This window comes from Kolteria novifilia (assembly GCA_007748055.1).
GTDB lineage: Bacteria > Planctomycetota > Planctomycetia > Kolteriales > Kolteriaceae > Kolteria > Kolteria novifilia.
Map to the genome: position 1 here is coordinate 6,435,561 of CP036279.1, position 22,155 is coordinate 6,457,715.

The 22,155-nt window shown below is 61.1% G+C and carries 20 protein-coding genes and 1 tRNA gene; 13 read left to right on the forward strand and 8 right to left on the reverse strand.

What is annotated here, in order from left to right; genetic code table 11:
* The first annotated feature begins 291 nt into the window (after positions 1-291).
* The 5 genes from Pan216_RS23690 (at position 292) to guaD (ending at position 6,538) form a co-directional block, all read left to right on the forward strand.
* Positions 292-1,392: a DUF1559 domain-containing protein gene (locus Pan216_RS23690; RefSeq protein ID WP_419192911.1), complete on the forward strand. Its 1,101-nt coding sequence runs from the start codon at positions 292-294 to the stop codon at positions 1,390-1,392.
* Between the two features lie 81 nt (positions 1,393-1,473).
* On the forward strand, positions 1,474-2,598 hold the full coding sequence (locus Pan216_RS23695; RefSeq protein ID WP_145264328.1) for a DUF1559 domain-containing protein: 1,125 nt from the start codon (positions 1,474-1,476) through the stop codon (positions 2,596-2,598).
* Positions 2,599-3,089: 491 nt separating this feature from the next.
* Positions 3,090-4,181 (forward strand): DUF1559 domain-containing protein, encoded by a 1,092-nt coding sequence (locus Pan216_RS23700; RefSeq protein WP_419192912.1) that lies wholly within the window; start codon positions 3,090-3,092, stop codon positions 4,179-4,181.
* 210 nt (positions 4,182-4,391) lie between these two features.
* Positions 4,392-5,084, forward strand: coding sequence for an antibiotic biosynthesis monooxygenase (locus Pan216_RS23705; RefSeq protein ID WP_145262019.1), 693 nt, complete (start codon positions 4,392-4,394; stop codon positions 5,082-5,084).
* A gap of 35 nt (positions 5,085-5,119) precedes the next feature.
* Positions 5,120-6,538, forward strand: a complete 1,419-nt coding sequence (gene guaD / locus Pan216_RS23710; protein WP_145262021.1) for a guanine deaminase — start codon at positions 5,120-5,122, stop codon at positions 6,536-6,538.
* A 78-nt stretch (positions 6,539-6,616) separates the two neighbouring features.
* Here guaD and Pan216_RS23715 read toward each other — a convergent pair.
* Positions 6,617-6,688 (reverse strand) — tRNA-Cys (locus tag Pan216_RS23715).
* Between the two features lie 161 nt (positions 6,689-6,849).
* The gene (locus Pan216_RS23720; RefSeq protein ID WP_145262023.1) at positions 6,850-7,281 is read right to left on the reverse strand and encodes a sirohydrochlorin chelatase; all 432 of its coding nucleotides are present in this window, start codon (positions 7,279-7,281) and stop codon (positions 6,850-6,852) included.
* 190 nt (positions 7,282-7,471) lie between these two features.
* Here Pan216_RS23720 and Pan216_RS23725 point away from each other — a divergent pair, with 190 nt between their 5' ends.
* From Pan216_RS23725 to Pan216_RS23745, 5 genes are all read left to right on the forward strand, one after another.
* Positions 7,472-8,368, forward strand: a complete 897-nt coding sequence (locus tag Pan216_RS23725) for a glycosyltransferase family 2 protein (RefSeq protein ID WP_419192913.1) — start codon at positions 7,472-7,474, stop codon at positions 8,366-8,368.
* Between the two features lie 236 nt (positions 8,369-8,604).
* Entirely contained in the window at positions 8,605-9,117 is a 513-nt protein-coding gene (locus Pan216_RS23730; protein WP_145262027.1) for a hypothetical protein, read from the forward strand.
* 338 nt (positions 9,118-9,455) lie between these two features.
* The gene (locus Pan216_RS23735) at positions 9,456-10,028 is read left to right on the forward strand and encodes a hypothetical protein (protein ID WP_145262029.1); all 573 of its coding nucleotides are present in this window, start codon (positions 9,456-9,458) and stop codon (positions 10,026-10,028) included.
* Positions 10,029-10,169: 141 nt separating this feature from the next.
* Positions 10,170-11,405: a M16 family metallopeptidase gene (locus Pan216_RS23740; protein ID WP_419192914.1), complete on the forward strand. Its 1,236-nt coding sequence runs from the start codon at positions 10,170-10,172 to the stop codon at positions 11,403-11,405.
* Positions 11,402-12,655, forward strand: a complete 1,254-nt coding sequence (locus Pan216_RS23745) for a M16 family metallopeptidase (RefSeq protein ID WP_145262033.1) — start codon at positions 11,402-11,404, stop codon at positions 12,653-12,655. The genes Pan216_RS23740 and Pan216_RS23745 overlap by 4 nt, the downstream gene beginning before the upstream one ends.
* 348 nt (positions 12,656-13,003) lie before the next feature.
* On the opposite strand, the gene Pan216_RS23750 is transcribed toward Pan216_RS23745, so the two are convergent.
* From Pan216_RS23750 to Pan216_RS23770, 5 genes are all read right to left on the reverse strand, one after another.
* The gene (locus tag Pan216_RS23750) at positions 13,004-13,417 is read right to left on the reverse strand and encodes a hypothetical protein (RefSeq protein WP_145262035.1); all 414 of its coding nucleotides are present in this window, start codon (positions 13,415-13,417) and stop codon (positions 13,004-13,006) included.
* A gap of 166 nt (positions 13,418-13,583) precedes the next feature.
* Positions 13,584-14,411, reverse strand: coding sequence for a 2-phosphosulfolactate phosphatase (locus Pan216_RS23755; protein ID WP_419192915.1), 828 nt, complete (start codon positions 14,409-14,411; stop codon positions 13,584-13,586).
* Positions 14,412-15,038: 627 nt separating this feature from the next.
* Positions 15,039-16,469 carry a neutral/alkaline non-lysosomal ceramidase N-terminal domain-containing protein gene (locus tag Pan216_RS23760; RefSeq protein WP_145262038.1) on the reverse strand — a complete coding sequence of 477 codons (1,431 nt, stop codon included), beginning with the start codon at positions 16,467-16,469 and terminating at the stop codon, positions 15,039-15,041.
* Between the two features lie 92 nt (positions 16,470-16,561).
* Positions 16,562-17,326, reverse strand: a complete 765-nt coding sequence (locus Pan216_RS23765) for an ABC transporter ATP-binding protein (protein WP_145262040.1) — start codon at positions 17,324-17,326, stop codon at positions 16,562-16,564.
* A 37-nt stretch (positions 17,327-17,363) separates the two neighbouring features.
* The gene (locus tag Pan216_RS23770; RefSeq protein ID WP_145262041.1) at positions 17,364-17,948 is read right to left on the reverse strand and encodes a hypothetical protein; all 585 of its coding nucleotides are present in this window, start codon (positions 17,946-17,948) and stop codon (positions 17,364-17,366) included.
* An 87-nt stretch (positions 17,949-18,035) separates the two neighbouring features.
* Between Pan216_RS23770 and moaC the strand changes: the two genes are divergently transcribed.
* From moaC to Pan216_RS23785, 3 genes are all read left to right on the forward strand, one after another.
* On the forward strand, positions 18,036-18,512 hold the full coding sequence (moaC, locus tag Pan216_RS23775) for a cyclic pyranopterin monophosphate synthase MoaC (RefSeq protein WP_419192916.1): 477 nt from the start codon (positions 18,036-18,038) through the stop codon (positions 18,510-18,512).
* Between the two features lie 76 nt (positions 18,513-18,588).
* A complete protein-coding gene (locus Pan216_RS23780) occupies positions 18,589-19,590 on the forward strand; it encodes a polyprenyl synthetase family protein (protein WP_419192917.1) in 1,002 nt (333 codons plus the stop codon).
* A 140-nt stretch (positions 19,591-19,730) separates the two neighbouring features.
* Positions 19,731-20,513 (forward strand): sugar phosphate isomerase/epimerase family protein, encoded by a 783-nt coding sequence (locus Pan216_RS23785; RefSeq protein ID WP_419192918.1) that lies wholly within the window; start codon positions 19,731-19,733, stop codon positions 20,511-20,513.
* 27 nt (positions 20,514-20,540) lie between these two features.
* On the opposite strand, the gene Pan216_RS23790 is transcribed toward Pan216_RS23785, so the two are convergent.
* Positions 20,541-21,986 (reverse strand): hypothetical protein, encoded by a 1,446-nt coding sequence (locus Pan216_RS23790; protein ID WP_145262047.1) that lies wholly within the window; start codon positions 21,984-21,986, stop codon positions 20,541-20,543.
* Positions 21,987-22,155: the final 169 nt, after the last annotated feature.

Here is a 22,155-nt window from a genome sequence, read left to right on the forward strand (position 1 = left end):
GCCGCCCCTTTTTGCGATCCTCCACGTGACTTCATGAGCTATGGCAACCACTCAACGCCATGCGCCGCGTCAATTCGCCCCGCAGAATTTCTCTCTCACCAAAATTTCACCAGAAGAACAAAACTCTTTGTTGACCTGACACAATCATTGGGTAAAAGAAAACATGTAGTCGCTAATCATTAAAAACCACTAAACGAATGTATTGACCAATTGATGATTGATTGCGACCTACTGATACGCTCAATAACCCTCGTCATCAATCATACGAAACACCACAAAAGGAGGGGACACGTGCACTTCAGGAAGCAACGAGGATTTACGCTCATCGAACTTCTGGTGGTGATCGCGATCATCGGGGTCTTGGTGGCCCTGCTCTTGCCGGCGATCCAGCAAGCCCGGGAAGCGGCCCGCCGTTCGCAGTGCAAGAACAACATGAAGCAACTCGGGCTCGCGATGCTCAACTATCACGACGCCCACAAGGTCTTTCCTCCGGGGATCATCACCAACACGGCCGGAAGCTTCGCCGCGGCCCCGACGGACAGCAGTGCCGTTAACAGTGACGCGGCCTTCGGAAGGCACTCGGGCATCACGATGATTCTCCCCTTCCTGGAAGAAAAGGCGGTCTGGAGCGCCTACAACTTCGACCTCGCGTGTAATCACGACGCGAACGTCACCGCGACCCAAACCGTGATCACCGGCCTCGTCTGCCCGAGCAACTTGCGTGGGGCCGAACGGATCACGGTGACTGGCTACGACAACGACGTCGGACCCACAGACTATGTCCTCTGCCACGGTGCGGGCGCGAACATCACGACCGCCAGTCCCTATCGCGGGAGCATCTTCGATAAGGACGAACGTCTCCGTCAGGGTGCGTTCAGCATGAACAGCAAGACGCCGATCGCTCGCATGCGAGACGGAACCTCCAACACCATCCTGATGGGTGAAGGAAACGGCTCCCCCGATCTGCGAGCGACCACGACCGTCGACGGCGCGACGCTCACCTCTGGCGGCGAAACGGTCGACCAGGGTTGGTCCCAGGGCTTCATCGGGACGTCGAGCGCCATTACCGGCAGCATCTTGGGCGCGACGGCCCTGAACGCGACCTACGACGACACCACTTTGGAGCTTGATGCCGCCTCGGCGTGGACCTCGTTGCCGCCGAATCTGGGCAAGCAACGGTTCGCCTTTCCCACCGTGGGCGCGGACAACACCGGCGCACCGACGACGCCCGCCCTGGCGAGTTCGGTCGTCTCGAACTTCCGTTCGCCCCATTCGGGCGTTTGCCACTTCCTCTTCGCCGATGGTTCGGTGAAGTCGCTCTCCGACAACATTGACGCCCAAACATATGCGGGGTTGAGCACCGTCGCCGGCAAGGAAGTCGTAGAGCCCTAGGCTTCGCGGGGCCAAGGCTTCCCGAGGCCAAGCTGCCTCGGTTCGCCCCTGGTCAATCAACGTTTGGAGTGAGGAGTCGACATGTTCTTAACGAGAAAGATGCGAGCGTTCACCCTGATCGAACTGCTCGTGGTGATCGCGATCATCGGGGTCTTGGTGGCCCTGCTCTTGCCGGCGATCCAGCAAGCCCGGGAAGCGGCCCGCCGTTCGCAGTGCAAGAACAACATGAAGCAACTCGGGCTCGCGATGCTCAACTATCACGACGCCCACAAGGTCTTTCCTCCGGGGATCATCGCCAACCAGAGCTTCGCCGATCCTCCAGTGCCCGACTTTCTCGGCGCTCCCAGCACCGCCACCGCCGCGGCCGCGTCCGGTATCGCGTTGATTCTTCCCTTCTTGGAAGAGAAAGCCGTCTGGAGTGCCTACAACTTCGACCTTCCCTGTACCGTCGCGGCAAACTCGGCCGCCGTGCAAACGGTGATCACTGGTCTGGTTTGCCCGAGCAATTTGCGTGGGGCCGAGCGCATCGCCCTTCCTGACGTCACCACGCACGACTTTGGACCGACCGACTACGTCCTCTCCCACGGAGGTAGCATGGCCCTGACGACTGCCAGCCCTTGGCGGGGAAGCATCTTCACGGCGAGTCAGCGTAGCGGCTTTGGCGCCTTCGGCATCAATTCCAAAATGTCGATCGCGCGGATGCGAGACGGGACCTCGAACACCTTTCTCATGGGTGAAGGCAATGGAAGCCCCGACCTGCAAGTTTCGACGGATGGCGAAACCACCGGCATGGTCTCCGGAACGGGAGTCGACCAGGCCTGGTGCCAGTGCTTCATCGGCGAAGGGGTCGCTTCCGGCGACGAACCTTTCGGTAGCGTCTTCGGAGCGACCGCCGTCAATGTGGTCTACCAGACAAACGGCGACTTGCTCGCTCCGACCACCTCGGGATCGACTTGGGATCCGCTTCCGCCAAACATGGGCAAGCAGCGGTTCGCGGTCCCAACCCGTACCGCGACCTCCAATCAGGGACAGCCACCAACGGGAGCGATCGCCGCCGAAGTCGTCTCCAACTTCCGTTCGCCCCACTCGGGCGTCTGCCACTTCCTTTTCGCTGACGGGTCGGTCAAGTCGATCTCCGACAACGTCGACGCCGTCGTCTACGTCGGCCTGAGTTCGGCGAACGGAAAAGAAGTGGTAGAGCCCTAACCGCAACCACAAACCGAACTTTCCGATACCCACCAATCTCCAGCCTGGGTCGAATGGCGACCTGGGCTCGCTTGCTGTTCTCCGAACCTTCACTACCTGATCGGCCCGCCGATCGACTTCCGTGGCACACCAATGAAGCCTTCGTCGGGGCCCATCCCGGCAACGCTCTCCTCTCCCCCCCCACTCACTGGCTGGCTTCCAGCCTCTCGATCACTGCCCAGACCGCGATGTAACTCGTTTCGCCAAGTGGCGAGACCACTCTCGTAGTTCTAAAGATGTATATCATGGGCCAACATATTGGCCATTACTAAAATTTCGCTCCAGGATGAAATCTTTCGCTTGACCTGACCCAGTGGCGGGTTACTTTACGATTGGTGGAAGAATTTTTTGGGATAGGTTCATCCCAACGTGTCAAGAGTCACGGTTCCTGCCAGTGGTCAACAAAGGGTCCCACGCGGATCAGGACGTCAATGACGAGGAGGTTGTCGGGTATGCGAACGCAGAAGCTGCGGGGTTTCACACTTATTGAGCTGCTGGTGGTCATCGCCATCATCGGCGTGTTGGTGGCACTGTTGTTGCCCGCCATTCAACAAGCACGCGAGGCCGCGCGGCGCTCGCAGTGCAAGAACAACATGAAACAACTCGGGCTCGCGATGCTCAACTATCACGACGCCCACAAGGTCTTCCCTCCGGGCATCGTCGCCAACACCGTCGGCACGACCACGACGTTCACCGGTACGCCGACCGCGACGGCCTCGAGCGTTTCGGGAATCACGCTGATCCTGCCCTTCCTTGAAGAGAAGGCGGTGTGGTCGGCCTACAACATGGACCTGGCTTGCACCAGTCCCGCCAACACCACGGCGGTTCAAACGGTCATCACCGGCCTGGTCTGCCCGAGCAACCTTCGGGGCGCTGACCGGATCGACATCACCGGATTCCCGGAAGCCGTCGGTCCGACCGACTACGTTCTCAGTCACGGGGCCTCGGCCAACCTGTCGACCGCCAGCCCCTACCGTGGGTCGATCTTCAGCTCGAGCCAGCGTCTCGCCCAAGGTGCGTTCAGCATCAACAGCAAGACGCCGATCGCGCGGATGCGAGACGGTACCTCCAACACCTTTCTGATGGGCGAAGGCAACGGAAGTCCCGATCTCCAGGCCTCCTCGACCATCCCGACCTTCACCGTCGTCGCGGATAGCATTGTGGACCAAGCGTGGGCGCAAGGCTTCCTGCCCGACGCCGCGACCGGACCTTGGGGTAGTGTCTTCGGGGCTACGGGTCTCGACGCTTCCTACGACGCGAACCAGGATCTGGAACAACCGGGAGCGTCGACTTGGACCCCGTTGGCGCCGAACTTGGGCAAGCAGCGCTACGCCATTCAGTCGATCAGCTCCGCCGATACGACCGGGTCACCGGTCGCCGGGGCGATCGGAAGCGCGGCTATCGGCAACTTCCGTTCGCCGCACTCGGGCGTTTGCCACTTCCTCTACGCCGACGGCTCGATCAAGTCGATCTCCGACAACATCGACGCGGTGGTCTTGGCCGGTCTGAGCACCGTCGCGGGCAAGGAAGTCGTCGAGCAGTAAACCAAAGGCATCTCGTCTTTACGACGATCGCCATGCCTGTACGCAGGAACCGCGAAGCCCGGGTCATGGACCCGGGCTTTTGCATGCGCGGGTGGTTCCCGATCGACCTCGCTGGTTGTCTCCCTCGATTCAACTCGCCGCCAGGTGCGATCCCGATACGCTGGATTCAGAGCCTCCACCGTTCCCATTCGATCGAGGGCGAGATACGGGATGAACGATCATACGAACATCCAACATGCATTCAGTGACGATCGAATTCACTTGGAATTCATTCCGGCCAAATCACGTTACACCGTGGTCGTCACTCAGCGGGTCGAGAAGCACAAGGAAGCGGCCTTCATCGAGTGGCAGCGAGAGATCACGACAGCCGCCGCCCAACTGCCCGGCTACGTTCGAACCGAGATCTTCGAGCCGATCGACGAGCGCGGGGTCGATTGGGTGGTGCTCGTTCACTTCAAGGACAATCAGTCACTGGAGAACTGGCTCCAATCGCCGGCTCGGGCCTACTGGACCGACCGCTGTCACCGCGAGTTCAGCAACTATTCCGTGACCAAGCGAGGTGGGCTCGAAGCTTGGTTCGGCAACCTCGACGAAGCCGACGCGATTCCCGGATGGCGCATCGTCCTGACCGTCATCCTCGTGCTCTACCCAACGGTGATGACGATCACCACCCTGCTCAGCCCCCACTTGAGCCCACTTCCCCTGCCCATCGTGATCCTGATCGGGAACATTATCAGCGTCAACATGTTGCAATGGGCACTGATGCCGATCACGACACGTTTGCTCAGTCGTTGGCTCCGGCCACTGGAGTCATCGGGACTCCTGATAACGATCGCCGGTACGGTCGGTATCGTGCTGCTGATCACCATGATCGCCGCATTCTTTGTGATGATTGGCCAATAGATCTTGCCTCGAGTTCGTTGAGGGGATTTCACTAGATGACAGGTGCCGATTGCGCGGTTCGCGGAAGTTTCTTCGACCTCCTCGATAACCCTTGGGATTACCTAGGCCGGGAGCACGAGGCGGCGCGATTCCTCGCGGATGGACTCCTCGTCGTCAAGAGTGGGCTCATCGCCGACTTCGGACCATTTGAGGACGTCATCGTCCGGCATCAGGGGCTTGAGATCACCCATCTCGAGAACCGCCTCATCCTTCCGGGGTTGATCGACGGCCACATTCACTTCCCGCAAGTGCGAGTGCTCGGAGCCTACGGAAACCAATTGCTCGATTGGCTCCAGAACTGGATCTTCCCCGAGGAGATCAAGTACAAGGATCGCGACTACGCGACGAACGCTTCGAAGCACTTCTTCCACAACCTTCTCGCGGCGGGGACGACGACGTGCCAGGCCTTCACCACCAGTAGTCCCGTCTCCAGCGAAGTCTTCTTTGAGGCGGCGGCCGAACGCAACATGCGCGTCATCGCCGGCTTGACCGGGATCGATCGTTTCGCCCCCGACGACTATCTCATCACCCCCGATGACTTCTACCATCAGACGAAATCGCTCATCGAACGCTTTCACCGAAAGGGCCGTGGCCTCTACGCGATCACGCCGCGATTCGCCGTCGGCTGCACCACCGCGATGATGGATCGGTCGCGCCAACTCAAAGAAGAACATCCCGACTGCTGGGTCAACACCCACATTTCGGAGAACCCCACCGAGGTTAAAAGCGTGCGCGACTTCTACCCTGATTGCCGCGACTATACCGAGGTGCACGAAGTTCATGGCCTGCTCGGACCGAAGTTCACCGCGGGACACGGCGTCTGGCTCTCCGACGACGAGTTGCGTCGGTTCTCTTCCTCCGGAGCGGCAATTTCCTTCTGCCCGATGTCCAACCTCTACCTAGGAAGTGGTCTCTTTCGTTTGGGACGAGCCCTCGACCCGGAGTTTCGTGTTCGCCTCTCTCTCGGAACCGACATGGGAGGAGGGAACGCCTTCTCGCTCATACGCGTGCTCGACGAAGCCTACAAAGTCGGCATGTGCAACAACACGTTGCTCGACGGATCGGTCAATCCCCGTGAGCAGGACACGGCCGAGGCGGAGCGAAACAAGCTCTCCCCCTATCGCGCCTTCTATCTCGCAACCCTGGGCGGCGCGAAGTCGCTCTACCTCGACGATGTGCTGGGAAACTTTTGGGTGGGAAAGGAAGCCGACTTCATCGCCCTGGACTGGACCGCCGGCCAACCCGGCACGAGTTGGCACCAATCGCTCATCACGACCGAGGGCCCTACGTCGATCGAGCAAGCCGCTCAATTGCTCTTCGGTGTCATGGTTGTGGGGGACGATCGAAGCGTCGACGAGACCTGGATCGCCGGCAAGCGGCTTTATAAGACGGGCGACACGGTGGAAGCTGGCTAGGCAAGAAATGGACCAAGCGCCGCGAAGCACCGTCGGCGCCAGCGACACTCGATTGAATGTAAATCGTTGGAGAGGAAGAGGTGCCGGCCGGATTCGAACCGGCGAATAGCGGATTTGCAATCCGCTGCCTTACCACTTGGCTACGGCACCTTGAATGAAGAGACCTGAGCGGGATCCAGGTTCGCCTTCGTCCCGATCAATCATCGAGCGAGGGTGTCACCTCTCCGTCGCTGGATGATGGCATGCCCGCACAACCGGCATAACCGTCAGAGTCAGCGTACCCGATATGCTATTGGGATCGGCAAGAACGGTCAATCGACTTGAGCGGATGTCGAAATGTGATCCCGTTCCACGAGGGCTTCGGCGACCCGTTGCTGCAGGATATCGACCAGGAGTGAATGAGGCCCCAGCGGTCCGGCGAGCAAGAAAACCTTATCCGCATAGCGTTCTTGCAGTTCTTTCCGAGCACGCTCCAAGTCCTCGGCCACGTGTCTTCCGGAAGAAAGAAAATAAGGAAGCAACAGGATCGTTTTCGCTCCCCGGGTAACGCAAATGTCGCCTCCTTCGACGATGAGGGGATGCGCCAATTCGAGGTAGCTGGGCACCACGCAGCCAAATCCCCGCGATCGAAGCCCCTCGGCGACCCGTTCGAGCTCCTCGTTGGCGCTCTGGCGTCTGCTCCCATGGGCGATCAAAACGATTCCCAGGCTATCGGTACCGGTGTCGTCATGGAGCCATTGCATACGATCTGACCTTCGACTCGATCAAGCTTCCCCGTTATGATCATAGCGTCGCCGGGCTATCGATCCTCCCCCGAGGCGTTTCGTCCCCAGCGGTATCGACCTCGAGGCGGCACGATCCCCCTCGATCCCGCTTGCCGGATAGGACTTCGGCAACATCGCGCAAGGAGGCACTTCCATCCAACTCTCCATCGTGATCCCCGTGCACGACGGCTGGCGTTGGCTCGAGCCTTGCCTCGAGAGCGTGGAACGCCATCGCCCCGCCGATAGCGAAGTCATCGTCGTCGACGATGCATCCACCGAGCCGATCGAGCGTCTCGTACGACGCCGATTTCCAAGAGTTCGGGTCCTACGACTGGAGCAGAACGTCGGTTTCTGTGGAGCGGTCAATCGTGGTATCGAGTCGGCGAGCGGAGAGTTCGTCGAATTGCTCAACAGTGACACGCTGGTTTCCGCCCAATGGACCGAAGAGGCGCTGGCCAATTTCGCGGATCCAAGCGTCGGGGCGGTGGCTCCCCGGGTGAGTCGCTTGCCGCTTCGAGGTCGCATCGACAGCGCGGGAGATCTCTTCTGGGGTTTCGGCGTCGCCAAAAAGCGTGGGGAGGGCGATGCGAACGAGTTGTATCAACGGCGAGAGGAAGTCTTTAGCGCCAGCGGCTGCGCGGCGTTCTATCGTCGCGACGTGCTCCGCCGGATCGGCGGCTTCCCCTCTCACTTCGGCGCCTACCTCGACGACATCGACGTGGGTCATCGGTTGCGTCTGGCCGGCTATCGGTGCCTGTTCGAGCCGGAGAGTCACGTCTACCACTGGGTGAGCCTCAGTTATGGGCGCAATCGTCGTCGGGTCTTGCGCCAAACCTCGCGAAACAGCGAACACGTCTTCTGGACCAATCTCCCTCGGAAGGAACTTTTGGCCCGCTGCGCTCCCCATCTTGCTTTTCTCGTGATTCAACTCGCGTACAAGTCGGTCCGTGGCGAACTGGGTCCATGGCTGGCGGGGAAATGCGAAGCGATGCGCGATCTCCCGACCATTGTGCGACGCCGTCAAAAGGTCCAACAACTACGCATGCTCGCACCCCCGAGTGCGTGATCCTGGTCGTCGACGCTTGAAGTTTCTTTTTGAGCGGCGACGTCATCGGGGAACATTAACTACTGGAAGCGACAGTGGTTCCGATTTTGCGGGCGGTTGACCGAACGCATCGCGAGCAAGGGCTTGCTTTCTCTTGAATGCGCTATTTCCCCATCTTACCATAGCCGCTAAATGTGCTGTCCCGGAGTGCCCGGACAGGTCGAGAAACCCCCTTTCCGCGTGTGGGAGGAATGCGAATGTCTTGTTTTGTGGTGGCTCTGGGGATGACCGGAGTCCTGGGATTCTTTGGTGGTAAGAAGCACAAGGACTGCTGTCCGCCTCCGGTGACGACTTGCTGCGAGTGCGAAGCGACTCCTTGCAGCAGTTGTGACTCCTGCGAGAGCTGCGGTTCTTGTGATAGCTGCAGCTCTTGTGATTCCTGCGGCGAGGTCGTCGAGAGTGCTCCGGCCGAGACGAAAGAAGCCGCCAAGCCCGATCTGAAGAAGGCGCCCAAGCCGCCGAAGAAGGAGATGGAGGCTCCGAAGAAGGACGCCCCCAAGCCGGCCAAGAAGCCTGCTCCGAAGCCGGAAGCCAAGAAGACCACCCCGAAGCCGGCCAAGAAGCCCGCTCCGAAGCCCGCCGCCGCTCCGGCTCCCGTGGCTGAGGAAGTTCCCGCCCCGGCTCCCGAGAAGATCTCCGGTGGTGCGAAGAAGGCTGCCGAGCCCGGCAACTCGCTCAAGCTCGAAGCCGAAGGAAAGAAGGCCAAATAAGGCCGAGTTCCTTTTCGCTCGCGGCATCGCGTTCGCGAGCACCCACGACTAACCTCCTCCCCGGTGAGTTCCGCTCATCGGGGTTTTTCTTTTTCTCTCCCCGCGATCTGCCCCTATCGAAGCGCCTGTCGCTCCCGCGACTTTCGCCACTCGTCAAAGTGCCTCACCCACGCCATTGGGACGACAGTCTCCATGTGTTACCATGCGCGAAGGAACGAGGGGCAACCGCGCACGTCGGTGGGAGCGGGGTTCGAAGCCGGAACACACTTCGGGTATCCGTGTCGTCGATCACCATCGGCCCCATTTCCGTGGGATAGGGAACCGTCAAGGAACGCACGTTGAACAAGTGGATCCTCGCCGCGGGTGCGGCCCTGGTCATCGGCGTCATCAGCACGGCCGTGATGGTGCTTCAGCGTTCCGCCTCCAAGGAAACGGCGAACGTCACCGAAGAAGCCAATCCAAGAGAAAAGTTCGCCCCAAGCGCGAACCTTCCGACCACCGAGGAGGGATTTGGCGGCCCTCAGACGATCCGCTCGTCAAGCGTCCCGACCCCTCCGACGAAGCAGGAAATCAACCGGGGTCGGCCGGAACCGCTTTCGCTACGATTCGCGCAGGATGTCGCCAAGGAGCCCACAGCCCCGACGCCGATCCGTCGACGAGGTGGCACCGAGTTGCCACCCACCATTGGCCAGATCCAGGCACGCGGCGGCCGGACCGAGTTCGTTCCCGACGATGGCTCCGGGGCGCTCATTCTCCTGGAAAACGAGCTGCTCGAGCGCGTGGAATATGTCCAAGCGCGGGAGTCCAAACGCCACGCGGAACTGCGATGGAAGGTCAGGGGATTGATCACGGAGTATCGAAAGACGAACTATCTTTTGCTGCGTCACGCCGTGCTCGCCGAGGCGATGTGACCCAAGTCCAGGTCTGGTTGGCACTTCGTGCCACGGAGAAGGAACCGAGCCCATTTGACCTTGATGACTCGCGGGGGCTCTGCCACTATCGCCCCGGAGCGGCGATGCGTCGTCGGATTGCGTCAGAGCGGAGGAGCTTGTTTGTCGAACGTCTATCATGAGCATCGTTACGCCAACGGACTTCAGCTCTTGGTGGAGCCGATGTCTTGGTGCCGGAGCGCGGCCTTCACGTTTTTGGTTCCGGCGGGGGTCTCGCGAGAGCCCGCGACGGCGCCGGGGTGCGCCAATTTGGTGGCGAGCCTCCTGACGCGAGGGGCCGGCTCCCGGGACAGTCGACAACTCTCCAACGATCTCGACAATCTCGGCATCCAGCGGCACGAGGCTACCGAAACGATTCACACGTCGTTCACCGCGGCGACGCTCGCCGACAACCTCGAACCGTGCCTGACGATCACGCGGGACATCATGCGGTCCCCTCACCTACACGCCGATCAGCTCGAACTTTGCAAAGCCTCAACGCTTCAGGAGTTGATGGCGATCGAGGACGATCCGGGCCAAAAGATCTTCATCGAACTCAAACGGCACTCGTTGCCCGAGCCCCTGGGCCGTCCAATTCTCGGATCGGCGGAGGGGGTTCAGCGGATGACGCCCGAAATGATCGTCGACTTTCATCGCCGTTGCTTTCGCCCCAACGGCGCCATTCTCGGCGTCGCCGGTAACGTCGACTTCGAACGCATTCGCGACATCATTGGTGAACTCTTCGACGATTGGAAGCCCATCGACGAGCCTCCCTTTAGCGTCGCTCAGCGTCACGGTTCGCGGCAACACGTCCCCGCCGAGAAACTGCAAACCCATATCGGGCTCGCGTTCGATTCGGTCTCCTACAGCGACGCGGACTTTTACAACGCTCACGGCGCCGTCGGCGTCCTAAGCGGCGGCATGAGCTCGCGGCTCTGGACCGAGGTGCGCGAGAAGCGGGGCCTCTGCTATTCGGTCGGCGCGTCCTATCATCCCCTCAAGGACCGCGGCATCATCCTCGTCTACGCCAGCTCCTCGAGTGATCGGGCCAACGAAACGCTCGAAGTCATCTTCGCGGAACTGGAGCGCCTCCTCCTTGGGATCTCCGACGACGAGGTTCACCGACTCCAAGCGGGCTTGAAGTCGTCCCTGATCATGCAGGAAGAGTCAACCTCCGCTCGCGCCAGTGTCCTGGCTCGTAGCTGGTACCACCTCGGCCGGGTTCGGCCCTTCGACGAGATCGCCCGCGAAATCGAGGCGATGACCCCCGAGTCGATTCTCGGCTACCTCGAGCGGCATCCCCCTGGCAATTTCAACATCCTTACGCTTGGACCAACTCCGCTGGAGGCCAGCGCGTGAAGTTTCATCATCAGACGCTATCCAACGGTCTGCAGATCGTCGCGGAATGCAACCCCGACGCCCTCAGCGCGGCGCTTGGATTCTTCGTCCGCGCCGGTGCGCGCGACGAGACGCCCGAGATCTCCGGCGTCAGCCACTTTCTCGAGCACATGGCGTTCAAGGGGACCGACAAGCGGACCGCCGAAGATGTCAACCGAGAGTTCGACGAGATCGGCGCCAAGTACAACGCCTACACCGCGGTCGACCAGACGGTCTATCACGCGGCGGTGCTGCCGGAGTATCTTCCTCGGGCGATGGATCTGCTCGCGGGACTGATTCGTCCCACGCTTCGCGTCGACGACTTCGATGTCGAAAAACAAGTCATTCTCGAGGAGATCGCGATGTACGCCGATCTCCCGAGTTGGACCGCCTATGAATGCGCGATGCGGCGTCAGTTCGCCGATCACGGGATTGGAAACAGCGTCCTCGGAACCGTCGACTCGGTGGGAGCCCTCACCGCCGACGCGATGCGGGCGTATCACACCGACCGCTACGGCGCGAACAACATCTTCGTGGCCGCGACGGGAAAGATCGATTGGCATCAACTCGTCGATCTGATCGAGGAACACTGCGCCGACTGGTCGGCCGGGGCGTCCGAACGCGGTTGCGACCGAACGCACCGACGCGACAGTGACGAGATCATCTGCACCGACGCGTACGTCCAGGAGTCGATCGTGCTGGTAAGCGACGCTCCCGCCGCCGATGCTCCGCTACGGATGGCGTCGGAACTCCTCGCGAGCATCATCGGCGATGACTCGGGATCGCGGTTCCACTGGGCCCTTGAGGAACCAGGTCGTGTCGACAGCGTCGAGTTCGCTTACTACGCCTACGAGGACGTGGGGGCGTTCCTGACGAGCATCGGATGCCAACCGGACCTGGCCGAGGAGAACCTCGACATCATCAAGGCAATCTTTCGAGAGGTCGCCGAGAGAGGGGTCGAACCGGAAGAGATCGATCAAGCCAAGCATCGACTCGGTGCCCGGATCGTCTTGGCCGCCGAGCGTCCACAGAACCGCTTGCAATCGTTGGCGGACCACTGGACCTACCGCCAGCGGTACGCGTCGGTCGAAGAGGATCTGGCCCTCCTCGAGGCGGTGACGATCGAGCAAACGAAAGAGCTCCTGGATCGCTACTCGCTCTCGAATCACTTGGCGGTCTGGCTCGGCCCGCTCAAGGGCGACGCCACCGCGTCGGCACCCTCGCTCTCCTGAGATCGCATCATGGATGATTGTCGTTAGGGTCGCCGCGGTACCAAGTCAACTGGTGGCATCGCGGCGTGACCGCGTGCGCATAGGCCGATCGTGGGTTGCCATGATTGGGTTTGATGGTGGAATGGGATTTGGCAAGTCTGCCATGGTGGGATTTCGGCGTGGCGGGAGCAGAGAGACGAACGCACGTCGACGTCGGTCCCCACGATCCCGCTTGGCGGTGGCAACCACGGATCGGTCTGCCAAGGGATGGGAAAACGTCGTGGGGAGCGGACAAGTGGGTAAAAAAGATTCGTCACGCGGATTGCACCGCGCAAGCAACAGGTGAGGCTCGCGGAGCCACCGGCTACATTATTGGTGCTCGAAGCGAGCCACGAGCCGACGGCTGTTGATGTCGAGCGCCTCCAGCACGCTGATCACCCGATCCATCGGCAGCTTCCAACTGATCGCCCAGTTGATGATATCGAGGTTCTCCCGACCCATCTTCAGTCGATCGAGAATCCGATCGAGGAGAACTTGATCGTCGTGAAACTCGCGTTGCAGGAGCCCGAAGTCTCCGCGATCGAGTTCCTTCCAAAAGCGTACACCCTGGATGTGCTCCACCCAGCGCGCGCGCAGGTAGTTGTTCCAATGGTCGCGAATCCACTGGCGAATCGCCGTGTCGCCAAGGTCGCGCTGAGCCCTCTCGCTCTCAATCCACTTGTGCCTGAGCGCCTCTTCTTTACCGTCGACGTAGACGCTGCACACCTCCGCAGTGATTGCCACGAAAGGTTGTTACCTCACTCTGGCTGTCCGTCTCGGTTCTCGGACACGATCTTGCGAATGGGGCACCGAGCCGATTCGGCACCGACCGTCTCCACGGCGGCCCCTCCTGAGTATACCCTCTACGGGGTACGCTTCAAGATTCATTGAACTTTCCCGAATCGACGCGTTAGCCATACAACCCACTGTCGCCCAGGAAGAAACGACTGTCGAAATGGGCAGTCCGCGCAGTGATCATTCCCGTGGTCGGATCGAACTGCGGCACCAGGCAGAAACGATCGACATCCGCCGCCATTTTCAGATCGACGTCGAGACCCAATTCGAGCAATCGCTTGCCCCCCGCACCGAGTTCCAGCGCCGCCACCAAAACGTGACCATGATGCTCGTGCGTGTCCCATGCGATGCGGGCCGAATCGTTGAGACCGACGTCGTAGCCGGTGGCGAAGAACTCGACCACCGCCCCCGCAAAGAGCATGTCTTCCAACGAGACTTGACCGTTGGTCCCCGCGCAGAGCAAGTGGATCGGCGCGTCACCCGAGCGCAACTCCTCGCAAATCGCGCTGAAGTTGACGAACGAACCGATCAGCACCGATGACGCACGCGCCGCGTGCAAGATCGCGCGCGTCCCATTGGTGGTCGTGCAAATCGCCGTTCGATCCCAACAAGCGTCCGCCACGAAATCGCCAGGAGAATTCCCTAGGTCGAACCCCGGAATCGGCTCGCCCTGACGTTCGCCGATGAGCAGATACTCTCCTCGGGAAAAGTCCTTCGCGCGGTCGCGGGCATCATCGACCGTGAGCACGGGGATCACCCCGCGACACCCCGCGGCCAGTGCCGCCACGATCGTCGTCGTCGCGCGCAGGACATCGATCGCCACCACCACGCCACCCTCGAGATCCTCTGGACGAACGAGCGAGGGCAAGGGATGAACGTGGAGCGATCGAGGGGGATGATCGGAAACGCGACCACGTTGCGGATCCGGTGTATCATGTGCCAAGAGCATGTCCTCGAACCGAGGCGGTGTGCCGGCTCCGCCATGGGGAGCGAATCCCGGTAGCATTCATTCCCATCTCAACCAATCAAGACCCAGCCCCGTCGAGTCGCGAGTTGCCGCCGCGCGTTCCACCTGCTTCCCAAGCGATCACTCAGGACCTGGTAGTCGGACGTGACGGATTCCGGCCATCGTCAGGCGTGCCGACAATTGGTGGATAACAGACCCTCGCTCCAAATGGGACACGTGGGTTTTCCACACAGGGTCCGGCGAGGGAACAGCTCCGCGACACGACCGCGTGGGTCCGGCTCGCCAAGCGAGAAGAAACCAAGGATAAAAACGCCAAGGGGCGAGCCTTTCTTGGCTCGCCCCTTGGCGTTCGGAGTGACTCTCCTTGCGACCGATTAGCTGCTAATCCTTCGCCGCAACGCCGTCAGTGCCTGCAAGATGCTGGATCTTCTTCGTCACGGACATGAGTCGTTTGTTGATCACTTGCCGCTTTGTGTTGCTTGAGCTGTTCAAGAGTTGAAGAAGTTCGATCCGTTCCGCGCGAAGGTCCATCAGTTCGTCGGTATGACGCATAAAGGTGTGCCCCCTGGTGTGCCGAATGAAACCCATCCATTAGTATAAAATTCAATCGTGGTGAATGGAAGCCTTACCTGCAACTTTTGCCGTGTTTGTGCCCATCTTGGCCTCCCTCAGCCGTGTCACACTCCGCGCAACCACTTCCTGGAAGAAGCTCCCGGCCGTCGGCCCCAACACCGAAACACTCTTTGCCTCGTACTTCGGAACATCGTCATAACTGTCGGGAAGGACATAGCCGACGTAATCGCCATTGAAGCTCGTCACCACCACCTCGAGATCCTTGGCTTGATGACGTAGCTCTTGGGCGAGAACGCCACTGTAGTCGGCGGGCGTCCCCGCGAGGATGCTGTCGCCAAGACGCAAACAGTGGACCCAAGCATCCGAGGGAACCAGCATCCCTCCCGTCAGGGGCGAGAGCCGCCACGACGCCCCCACCTTGAGTGTCGGCGCCGGCAGCTTTGCCTCGAAACCGACCGTCGCGAGCGAAACGTCATGACGATAGCTGACCGTTGACTTCTTCAATGCATCGGCGGCCGCTTCGGCGAGCGTCTTGCCCATGTGCTCGGCGAGCTTGTCGCGACTGACCGACTCCCCGGGCGCCATGCTTCCCACCGCGGCCGACGCGAAGAGCACCGGCCCTCCCACTCGCTTTCGAAGCTCGCGACGCAAGACACCCGGATAGTCCGACGAGATTCGCCGATCGCTCGAGTGATGCGCCGTGGCGTGAGCGCTGAACAAGGCGAGAGTCGCCAAGGGCTCGTGATCGCTCACGGTTTGAAACGAGAATAGGTCGAGGGTGCGATTGGCCGGATCATCGGCTACGGTTCGGTTGCGGACGAGGGTGTCGGGAACGTCGACCGACACGTGCGCCAGCTCGCTTGGTTGCGCGCGGCCCTCGGCATCGATGATGGCTTGAGCGATCCGACCGGCAAGCTGCTCGGTCAGCTTGGGATCCATCATCCCGAGACCCAGCATCTCGAGCGCCCGGCCAGCGAATCCCGCGGGCCCCGAGTGCGTGTGCGACGCGGTGAAGAAGAGCTCCTCGCGATCCCAGTAGGCTCCCCGCCGCCGCAACGCATCTTCGACCGCCGCGACCAGAACCCGGTTCGCCAGGAGTAAATCGAACGTGATCAGCGCGACCCGCGCGCGGGAGTTGTCGAGAACTAGCACTTGGCAGCCGACCGGGTCATTCACCTCACTGCAAGGGGTGAAGCACCGCTTGCCGTAGCCCGCGAGAGGGCGTCCAATCGCCAGATCGGTGAACGTCGCTTCCCCAATCCCGACGCGAAGGGGGCCCTCGGAGAGATCGATGTTGGCATGCTCGTGCAACCGGCGCACCGTAGCATGACGGGGATGGGAGCCGAGCGATCCGTCAATCCAGCCGCGCCGCCAGGGACCAACAACGATGAGTATCCAGAGACACCCGATCCCCAGGAGGTACGGCCAGCGTTGATGCCATGCGTGTGCGGAGCGTGCCATCCTTGGCCCTTCCTTGCGTTGAGAGTCGAGAGCATAGCAAGAGGAGCAGTTTCAGGGCAATGCGAGCTTGGCGGGAGTTCGGCAACCCTGAATCAGGAACCGGCCGACACCAGCGCTTCCTGATCGGCCTTCTCGATGAGTCGAAAGAAGATCTCCTCCACGTTCGCGGATTCGAACCGTTCGCGGAGTTCTCCGAGCGGTCCCTGATCGAGGAGCCGCCCATGGTGGATGATCGCGACTCGCTCACAGAGTTTCTCGACTTCGCTCATGATGTGGGTCGAGTAGATGATGCACTTGCCCTCATCCTTGAGTCGCTCGATATTCTCGAGCACCGTACGCGCGACCAGCACGTCGAGACCCGACGTCGGCTCGTCGAAAATCAACACCGGCGGATCGTGGACGATGGTCCGTGCGATAGAGACCTTCTGCTTCATCCCCGTCGACATCTTCGACGCGAGCATGTCTCGATAGTCGTTCATCTGAAGCACGTCGAAGAGCCGCTCCATGCGTTCGTAGAGCACCTCGTCACTGAGGCCGTAGAGCTTGCCGAAGTACTCGACATGCTCCCAAGCGCTCATCCGGTCGTAGAGAGCGGTGCTACCGGAGAGGAACCCGATACTCGCCCGAACGAGCGACGCCTGGGTCACCACGTCGTATCCCGCGACGGTGGCGGTTCCAGACGAGGGACGCAACACCGTGCTGAGGATTCGCATCGTCGTCGTCTTGCCGGCGCCGTTGGGCCCGAGAAGTCCGAAGATCTCGCCCGGTCGGCAAGAGAAGGTCGCGGAGTCGAGCGCGACCACCTCGCCCCGACGAAGGTCCTCGAACGTCTTGCGGAGTTGGCTAACAACAATCACGGGCGACCTCGCTGGTACCAATCATCTCAACGATACGCTACGGAACCGATTGCGATCCGTCCGCCGGCGTCGTGACGTTTAAGCTCGCCGCCCGCTCGAGCAAACGCCGCTTCCAAACGGTGTGGATGCAAAGAATAATCACCCCGAGCGTCGAAACTGCGTAGGACGCGGCGTGGGCGACCGCCGCCGTGAAGAACCCCGCCTGTCGCGCGACGGGAATGTTCTTCTCGAAGTACTCATTGTTGTAAATGAGTGGAGTTCCCTCCGCCGAGAGGGGACTCGTGTACCAGTAGGCGGCCAGCCCCAGACCGAACGCGGCGAGCGCCGTTATTCCGAAGACCACCAGAAGTGGACTCACGAATTGCCTCGCGACCAAGCGTGGTTCCGGGCCGCGTCGCGCACAGAGCCCCAGAAAACCTCCCAGAATCGCCCCCGCCCACCATGTCGCCGCGACGCCAAAGAACAGACCGATCAACGTCGGGGAATTGGCGGGGATGAACGGAGGCAGGGTGTGCGCGACCGTGAAATACTCAAGCGACAACCGGACCGTGATCTGGTCGTGGATCAGCCCATAGATCACGGCGAGCAGGATGCCCAAGCCGACGAACTTGAGCCACTCCATGAATCTCTCCTCTCGTTGCGGGTCCGGGACGGCCAACCGCCTATACTATCACAGGAAGGGCAACCGAAGACTGCGAGGCCGACACCTTTGACGCGTGAGAAATTGACCCACTTTGACGATGCCGGCGCGAGCCGGATGGTCGATGTTTCGTCCAAGGATGTCACCGAGCGGGAAGCGGTCGCCAGTGGCCGCGTCGAGATGCGACCGGAGACGCTGCGGCTCATCCTCGATCGCGAGATGTCCAAAGGGGATGTCCTCGAGATCGCGCGGCTCGCGGGGATCATGGGGGCCAAGAAGACCCCCGACCTGATTCCGCTGTGCCATCCGATCGCCCTCGACAGCGTCAAGATCGACATCGCTCCGGAAGACGATCGGTCGCTGACGGTTCGAGCGACCTGCCGCATCGGAGCGAAGACGGGCGTCGAAATGGAAGCGCTCACGGCGGTGAGCGTCGCGTGCCTGACGGTCTACGACATGTGCAAGTCGGTGGACCGGGGGATGCGAATCAGTACGATTCAACTGGACCGGAAGTCGGGAGGCAAGAGCGGCACCTTCGAACGTTAGGTTCGATTTTTTTGCTCTTGAGATTTCAATGCTTTCTGAAACATCCGAAACAACACGTCGACGTGACCAGGACACCGTGACCAAAACGGACGAACGCCAAGCTCTCGACTCCAAGCTCGCCGCGATCTACGAGCCCGTCGCGAACGACCTCCTCCAAGCCGAAGAGGTCTTCAACCAAGAGATCGGCTCCGACGTCGCCTTCGTCGAGGAACTCACCTCGCGCGTGCGACGCTACCAGGGCAAACGCCTTCGCCCCGCTCTCTTGCTCCTCACCGGCAAGGCCGTCGGCAACGTCAACCGCGATCACCACGTGCTCGCCGCCGTCGTCGAGATGATCCACATCGCGACCCTGGTGCACGACGATGTCCTCGATGACGCCGCTCTCCGCCGACACGTCACCACCGTGAATGCGGAATGGGGCAACGAGGCGAGCGTCCTTCTCGGGGACTTCCTCTTTACCCACTCGTTCCATCTTGCCGCCTCGCTCGAGTCGACGCTCGCGTGCCGACTCATCGGCCAAGCCACCAATCGCGTCTGCGAGGGCGAACTGCACCAGATCGCCCGTCGGGGATGTTTCGAACTTTCCGAATCCGAATACATCGACATCATCGCGGGCAAGACCGCCGAGCTCATCTCCTGCTGTTGCCGACTCGGTGCCCACTTCGCCGGCGCCAGCGACGAAGTAACCGATTCGATGACCGAGTTCGGTCGCGAAATCGGCATCGCGTTCCAGATCGCCGACGACGTCATCGATTTGACCAGCAGCGAAGCGACCGCCGGCAAATCGCTGGGAAGTGATCTCCTCAAGCAGAAGACGACGCTCCCGCTGATTCGCTTCCGCCAGACCGCCGAGCCGGACGTGCTCGAACGGTTCCGCAATCTCTTCGAGCATCCCGAATCGGCTGACCGAACGCAGATCGCCCGAGACCTCAACCAGAGCGATGCTCTCTCCTATGCTCACGGCAAGGCCGCGGAATTCGCCGCGCGTGCCGCCCGACGGCTCGATGCCCTGCCCCGCTCTTCCGCCCGCGATGTCCTGGAGAGCCTGACGCGATTCGTCGCCGATCGCGTTGCCTAGTGCCGGTCGATCGACCTACAACATCTCCGCCGACGACTCTCGTTGATGTCATCGTCCTTTCCCAAATTGGATGCCCTAGGAAACGAGAGCCGCGCGTGGCATGAGCCGTGTCACCGACATGTGGAGATCGAACGTTGTTATTGAAGCGACTGAGTGTTCGCCTGGAAGCCTTTCAACTCCCGTTGACCAAGGCACTCTCGAAAGCGGGGTCACTCGGACTGGGTGGGGTCGAGTTCGACGCGGCGGGAGAACTCTCGCCCGAGGAACTCTCGCAGACCGGCCGCCGTCACTTGCGCCATGCGATCCGCTCGCAAGAGCTGAACTTCACGGGTATCGGCTTCCTCTCCCGACATGGGTTCGAGGAGATCGACCGGCTCGAACGACGGGTCTCCCAAGCCGTGAAGGTGCTCGCGCTGGCCGCCGAACTCGGCGCTCCCGTCGTCGTTGGCCAGTTGGGCACGATCCCGACCGACGATGACTCCCCCGCGGCGCTCGCGTTTCACGATGCCGTCACGCGGTTGGCCCGGGAGGCCGAACGACTCGGCACGCGCTACGCGGCTTCGATCGGCCCGAACCAACCGAGTGAACTCGCCGACCTCTTCGCCAAAACGGGCGGATTCGGGCTCGCGGTCGCGTACGATCCCGCCCTGCTTCTCGTCCGAGGTGAAGACGCCTACGGCGGCGTGCGGACGCTCCACGATCATCTCGCCTCGATCCGACTCAAGGACGCCGTCCGTTCGGGCATCGCGGTCTCGGGCTACCGGGAGGTTCCTCTCGGTGAGGGAGAGGTTGACTGGGAATCGTTCCTGGGAGCGCTCGAGGAAGTTAACTACCAAGGATCGTTGACGCTCGCCCCCGACCAACAGGGAGGCGGCCCCGACGCCGTCGCCGCCAGTGCCGCGTTCGTACAACGGCTGATCTGATCTCGTCCGCGTGATGTCGAATCGTTCCTAGCCGGAGGCCTGTGGGATCTCCTTCAGGTCGGCCCGCTGTGACTCATAGGTCGTGGCGTAGTTCATGATCTCGGGATCGGGTGAAGTTCCCCAGCGTTCGCAAGCCTCGCGGTAGAGCTCGGGCCACCAGTTGCGATGTTCGGTCAAGCCCCGTTCGACGTACCCCTTCCAATCACTCACCACCTGCGTCCAACAGCGATCGCCATAGTCGATCGCGTCGTTGAGCGTTCCCATCTGCGTCACGTACCAGCGCCGACCGATCTGCGAATGCAAGACCTCGTCCGCCCAATCGAAGTCCTGAAACGTCGCCGAGAGGGGATCGCCCGATGCGAACGCGACCTCCCATTCGAACCGCTTGCCCGTCTTTGGCATCAGCCCTTGCTCAATAAAGAAAAGGACCGCATGTCGCTCGATCGGCTTGAGTTGCGTGTTGATGTTAAGCGACCACGTGAAGTTGATCGGGATCTTTCGCCAGTCGATGCCCAACGACGCGAAACCGATCTCGCCCATCATCGAGTGCCGGGCCTCGTCCCAAAGCTGCCGCGTCATCTCGGCGTAGTAGTCCCACGGTTTGTCCGGCGTCTGTTCAATAACGCTTGCCATCATCTCCGGGACGTCGAGCTCACGAATCCGCTTGTAGTACATCATCAGCGTCCTTACGCGAGCGGGATACGCCTCGTCGTAGAGGAAGGCCTCGGGATTGACGCCCGCATTGTAAGGATCGACAAACCGCTCATCCCGTTGCGGAATCGGATCGAAAACATAGGGAGTCTTCGAATGCCAACGCTCGACCAAGGACTCCGCGACCGGTTCGGTCCCATCGAGTCCCCCCGCGGCCGAGAGCATCTCCTTCAATGTCGCCAGCCATGGGGCCATTGCCAAACGAGCCTCATCGTCAACTAGCGACGCGAGTGCCCGCTCCCCAAAGGCGACCATGTCCTCGAGTTCAAGGAGCGCGAAGCGGCAAAGCCGCACCGAGGGAGCATCGGCCACCGGATGGGTTTCGCGACGATAGCGGCGCAGCGCCTCGGCCAGAGCCGGGATCGCCTGGCCGTAAAGCCCCATCACGAGTTCCTCCGTGTTGGGAGCCGACTGGATCTCGTCGAAGTAGAGTTCCAGGTTCCCATCGGGAACATCCTCGAGACCGAGCGGAGGCTCGCGCATCTCGCCGACCCGCCGACGCAACGACGAGACGTGCTCGGCGCAAAGATGGCCGTGATGGCTGTAGCTGAGCTTGAGTTCGTAGATCGGCTCGGCCGTCAGACGCGACACGAAGATGCGGTGCAGTCGTTTCAGCGCGTAGTGAAACCGCTTCAAGCGACCGACCGACTCGTCGACAGAGAGCCCCGGCGCAGTCGCCTCCTCCATGGCACAGACCCCGCCCAAGGGGGGCAGACCTCGGTAGGTTTCATAGGGGGCATGTTCGCTCTCGTGTTCGGCCATCCTCAGATCTCCCGGATTGGTCGACTCTTTGCTCCAGTGTGTCTCGATGATAGGAGCGCTCCGGCGGCTCGAGCGACGCCTCTATTGCAAAAAGAGATACTATTTTGACTTTCACGCATGATCGTGGCCAAATAGTAGTGAATTGACGTCAACTTCTGCCCGAGCGAGA

What these genes read in the sequence shown, in the direction of transcription:
- Pan216_RS23695 (WP_145264328.1), top strand. Translation starts at nt 1,474, where the DNA reads ATGTTCTTAACGAGAAAGATGCGAGCGTTCACCCTGATCGAACTGCTC.
- Pan216_RS23700 (WP_419192912.1), top strand. Translation starts at nt 3,090, where the DNA reads ATGCGAACGCAGAAGCTGCGGGGTTTCACACTTATTGAGCTGCTGGTG.
- Pan216_RS23705 (WP_145262019.1), top strand. Translation starts at nt 4,392, where the DNA reads ATGAACGATCATACGAACATCCAACATGCATTCAGTGACGATCGAATT.
- guaD (WP_145262021.1), top strand. Translation starts at nt 5,120, where the DNA reads ATGACAGGTGCCGATTGCGCGGTTCGCGGAAGTTTCTTCGACCTCCTC.
- Pan216_RS23720 (WP_145262023.1), bottom strand. Translation starts at nt 7,281, where the DNA reads ATGCAATGGCTCCATGACGACACCGGTACCGATAGCCTGGGAATCGTT.
- Pan216_RS23730 (WP_145262027.1), top strand. Translation starts at nt 8,605, where the DNA reads ATGTCTTGTTTTGTGGTGGCTCTGGGGATGACCGGAGTCCTGGGATTC.
- Pan216_RS23760 (WP_145262038.1), bottom strand. Translation starts at nt 16,469, where the DNA reads ATGGCACGCTCCGCACACGCATGGCATCAACGCTGGCCGTACCTCCTG.
- Pan216_RS23770 (WP_145262041.1), bottom strand. Translation starts at nt 17,948, where the DNA reads ATGGAGTGGCTCAAGTTCGTCGGCTTGGGCATCCTGCTCGCCGTGATC.
- Pan216_RS23790 (WP_145262047.1), bottom strand. Translation starts at nt 21,986, where the DNA reads ATGGCCGAACACGAGAGCGAACATGCCCCCTATGAAACCTACCGAGGT.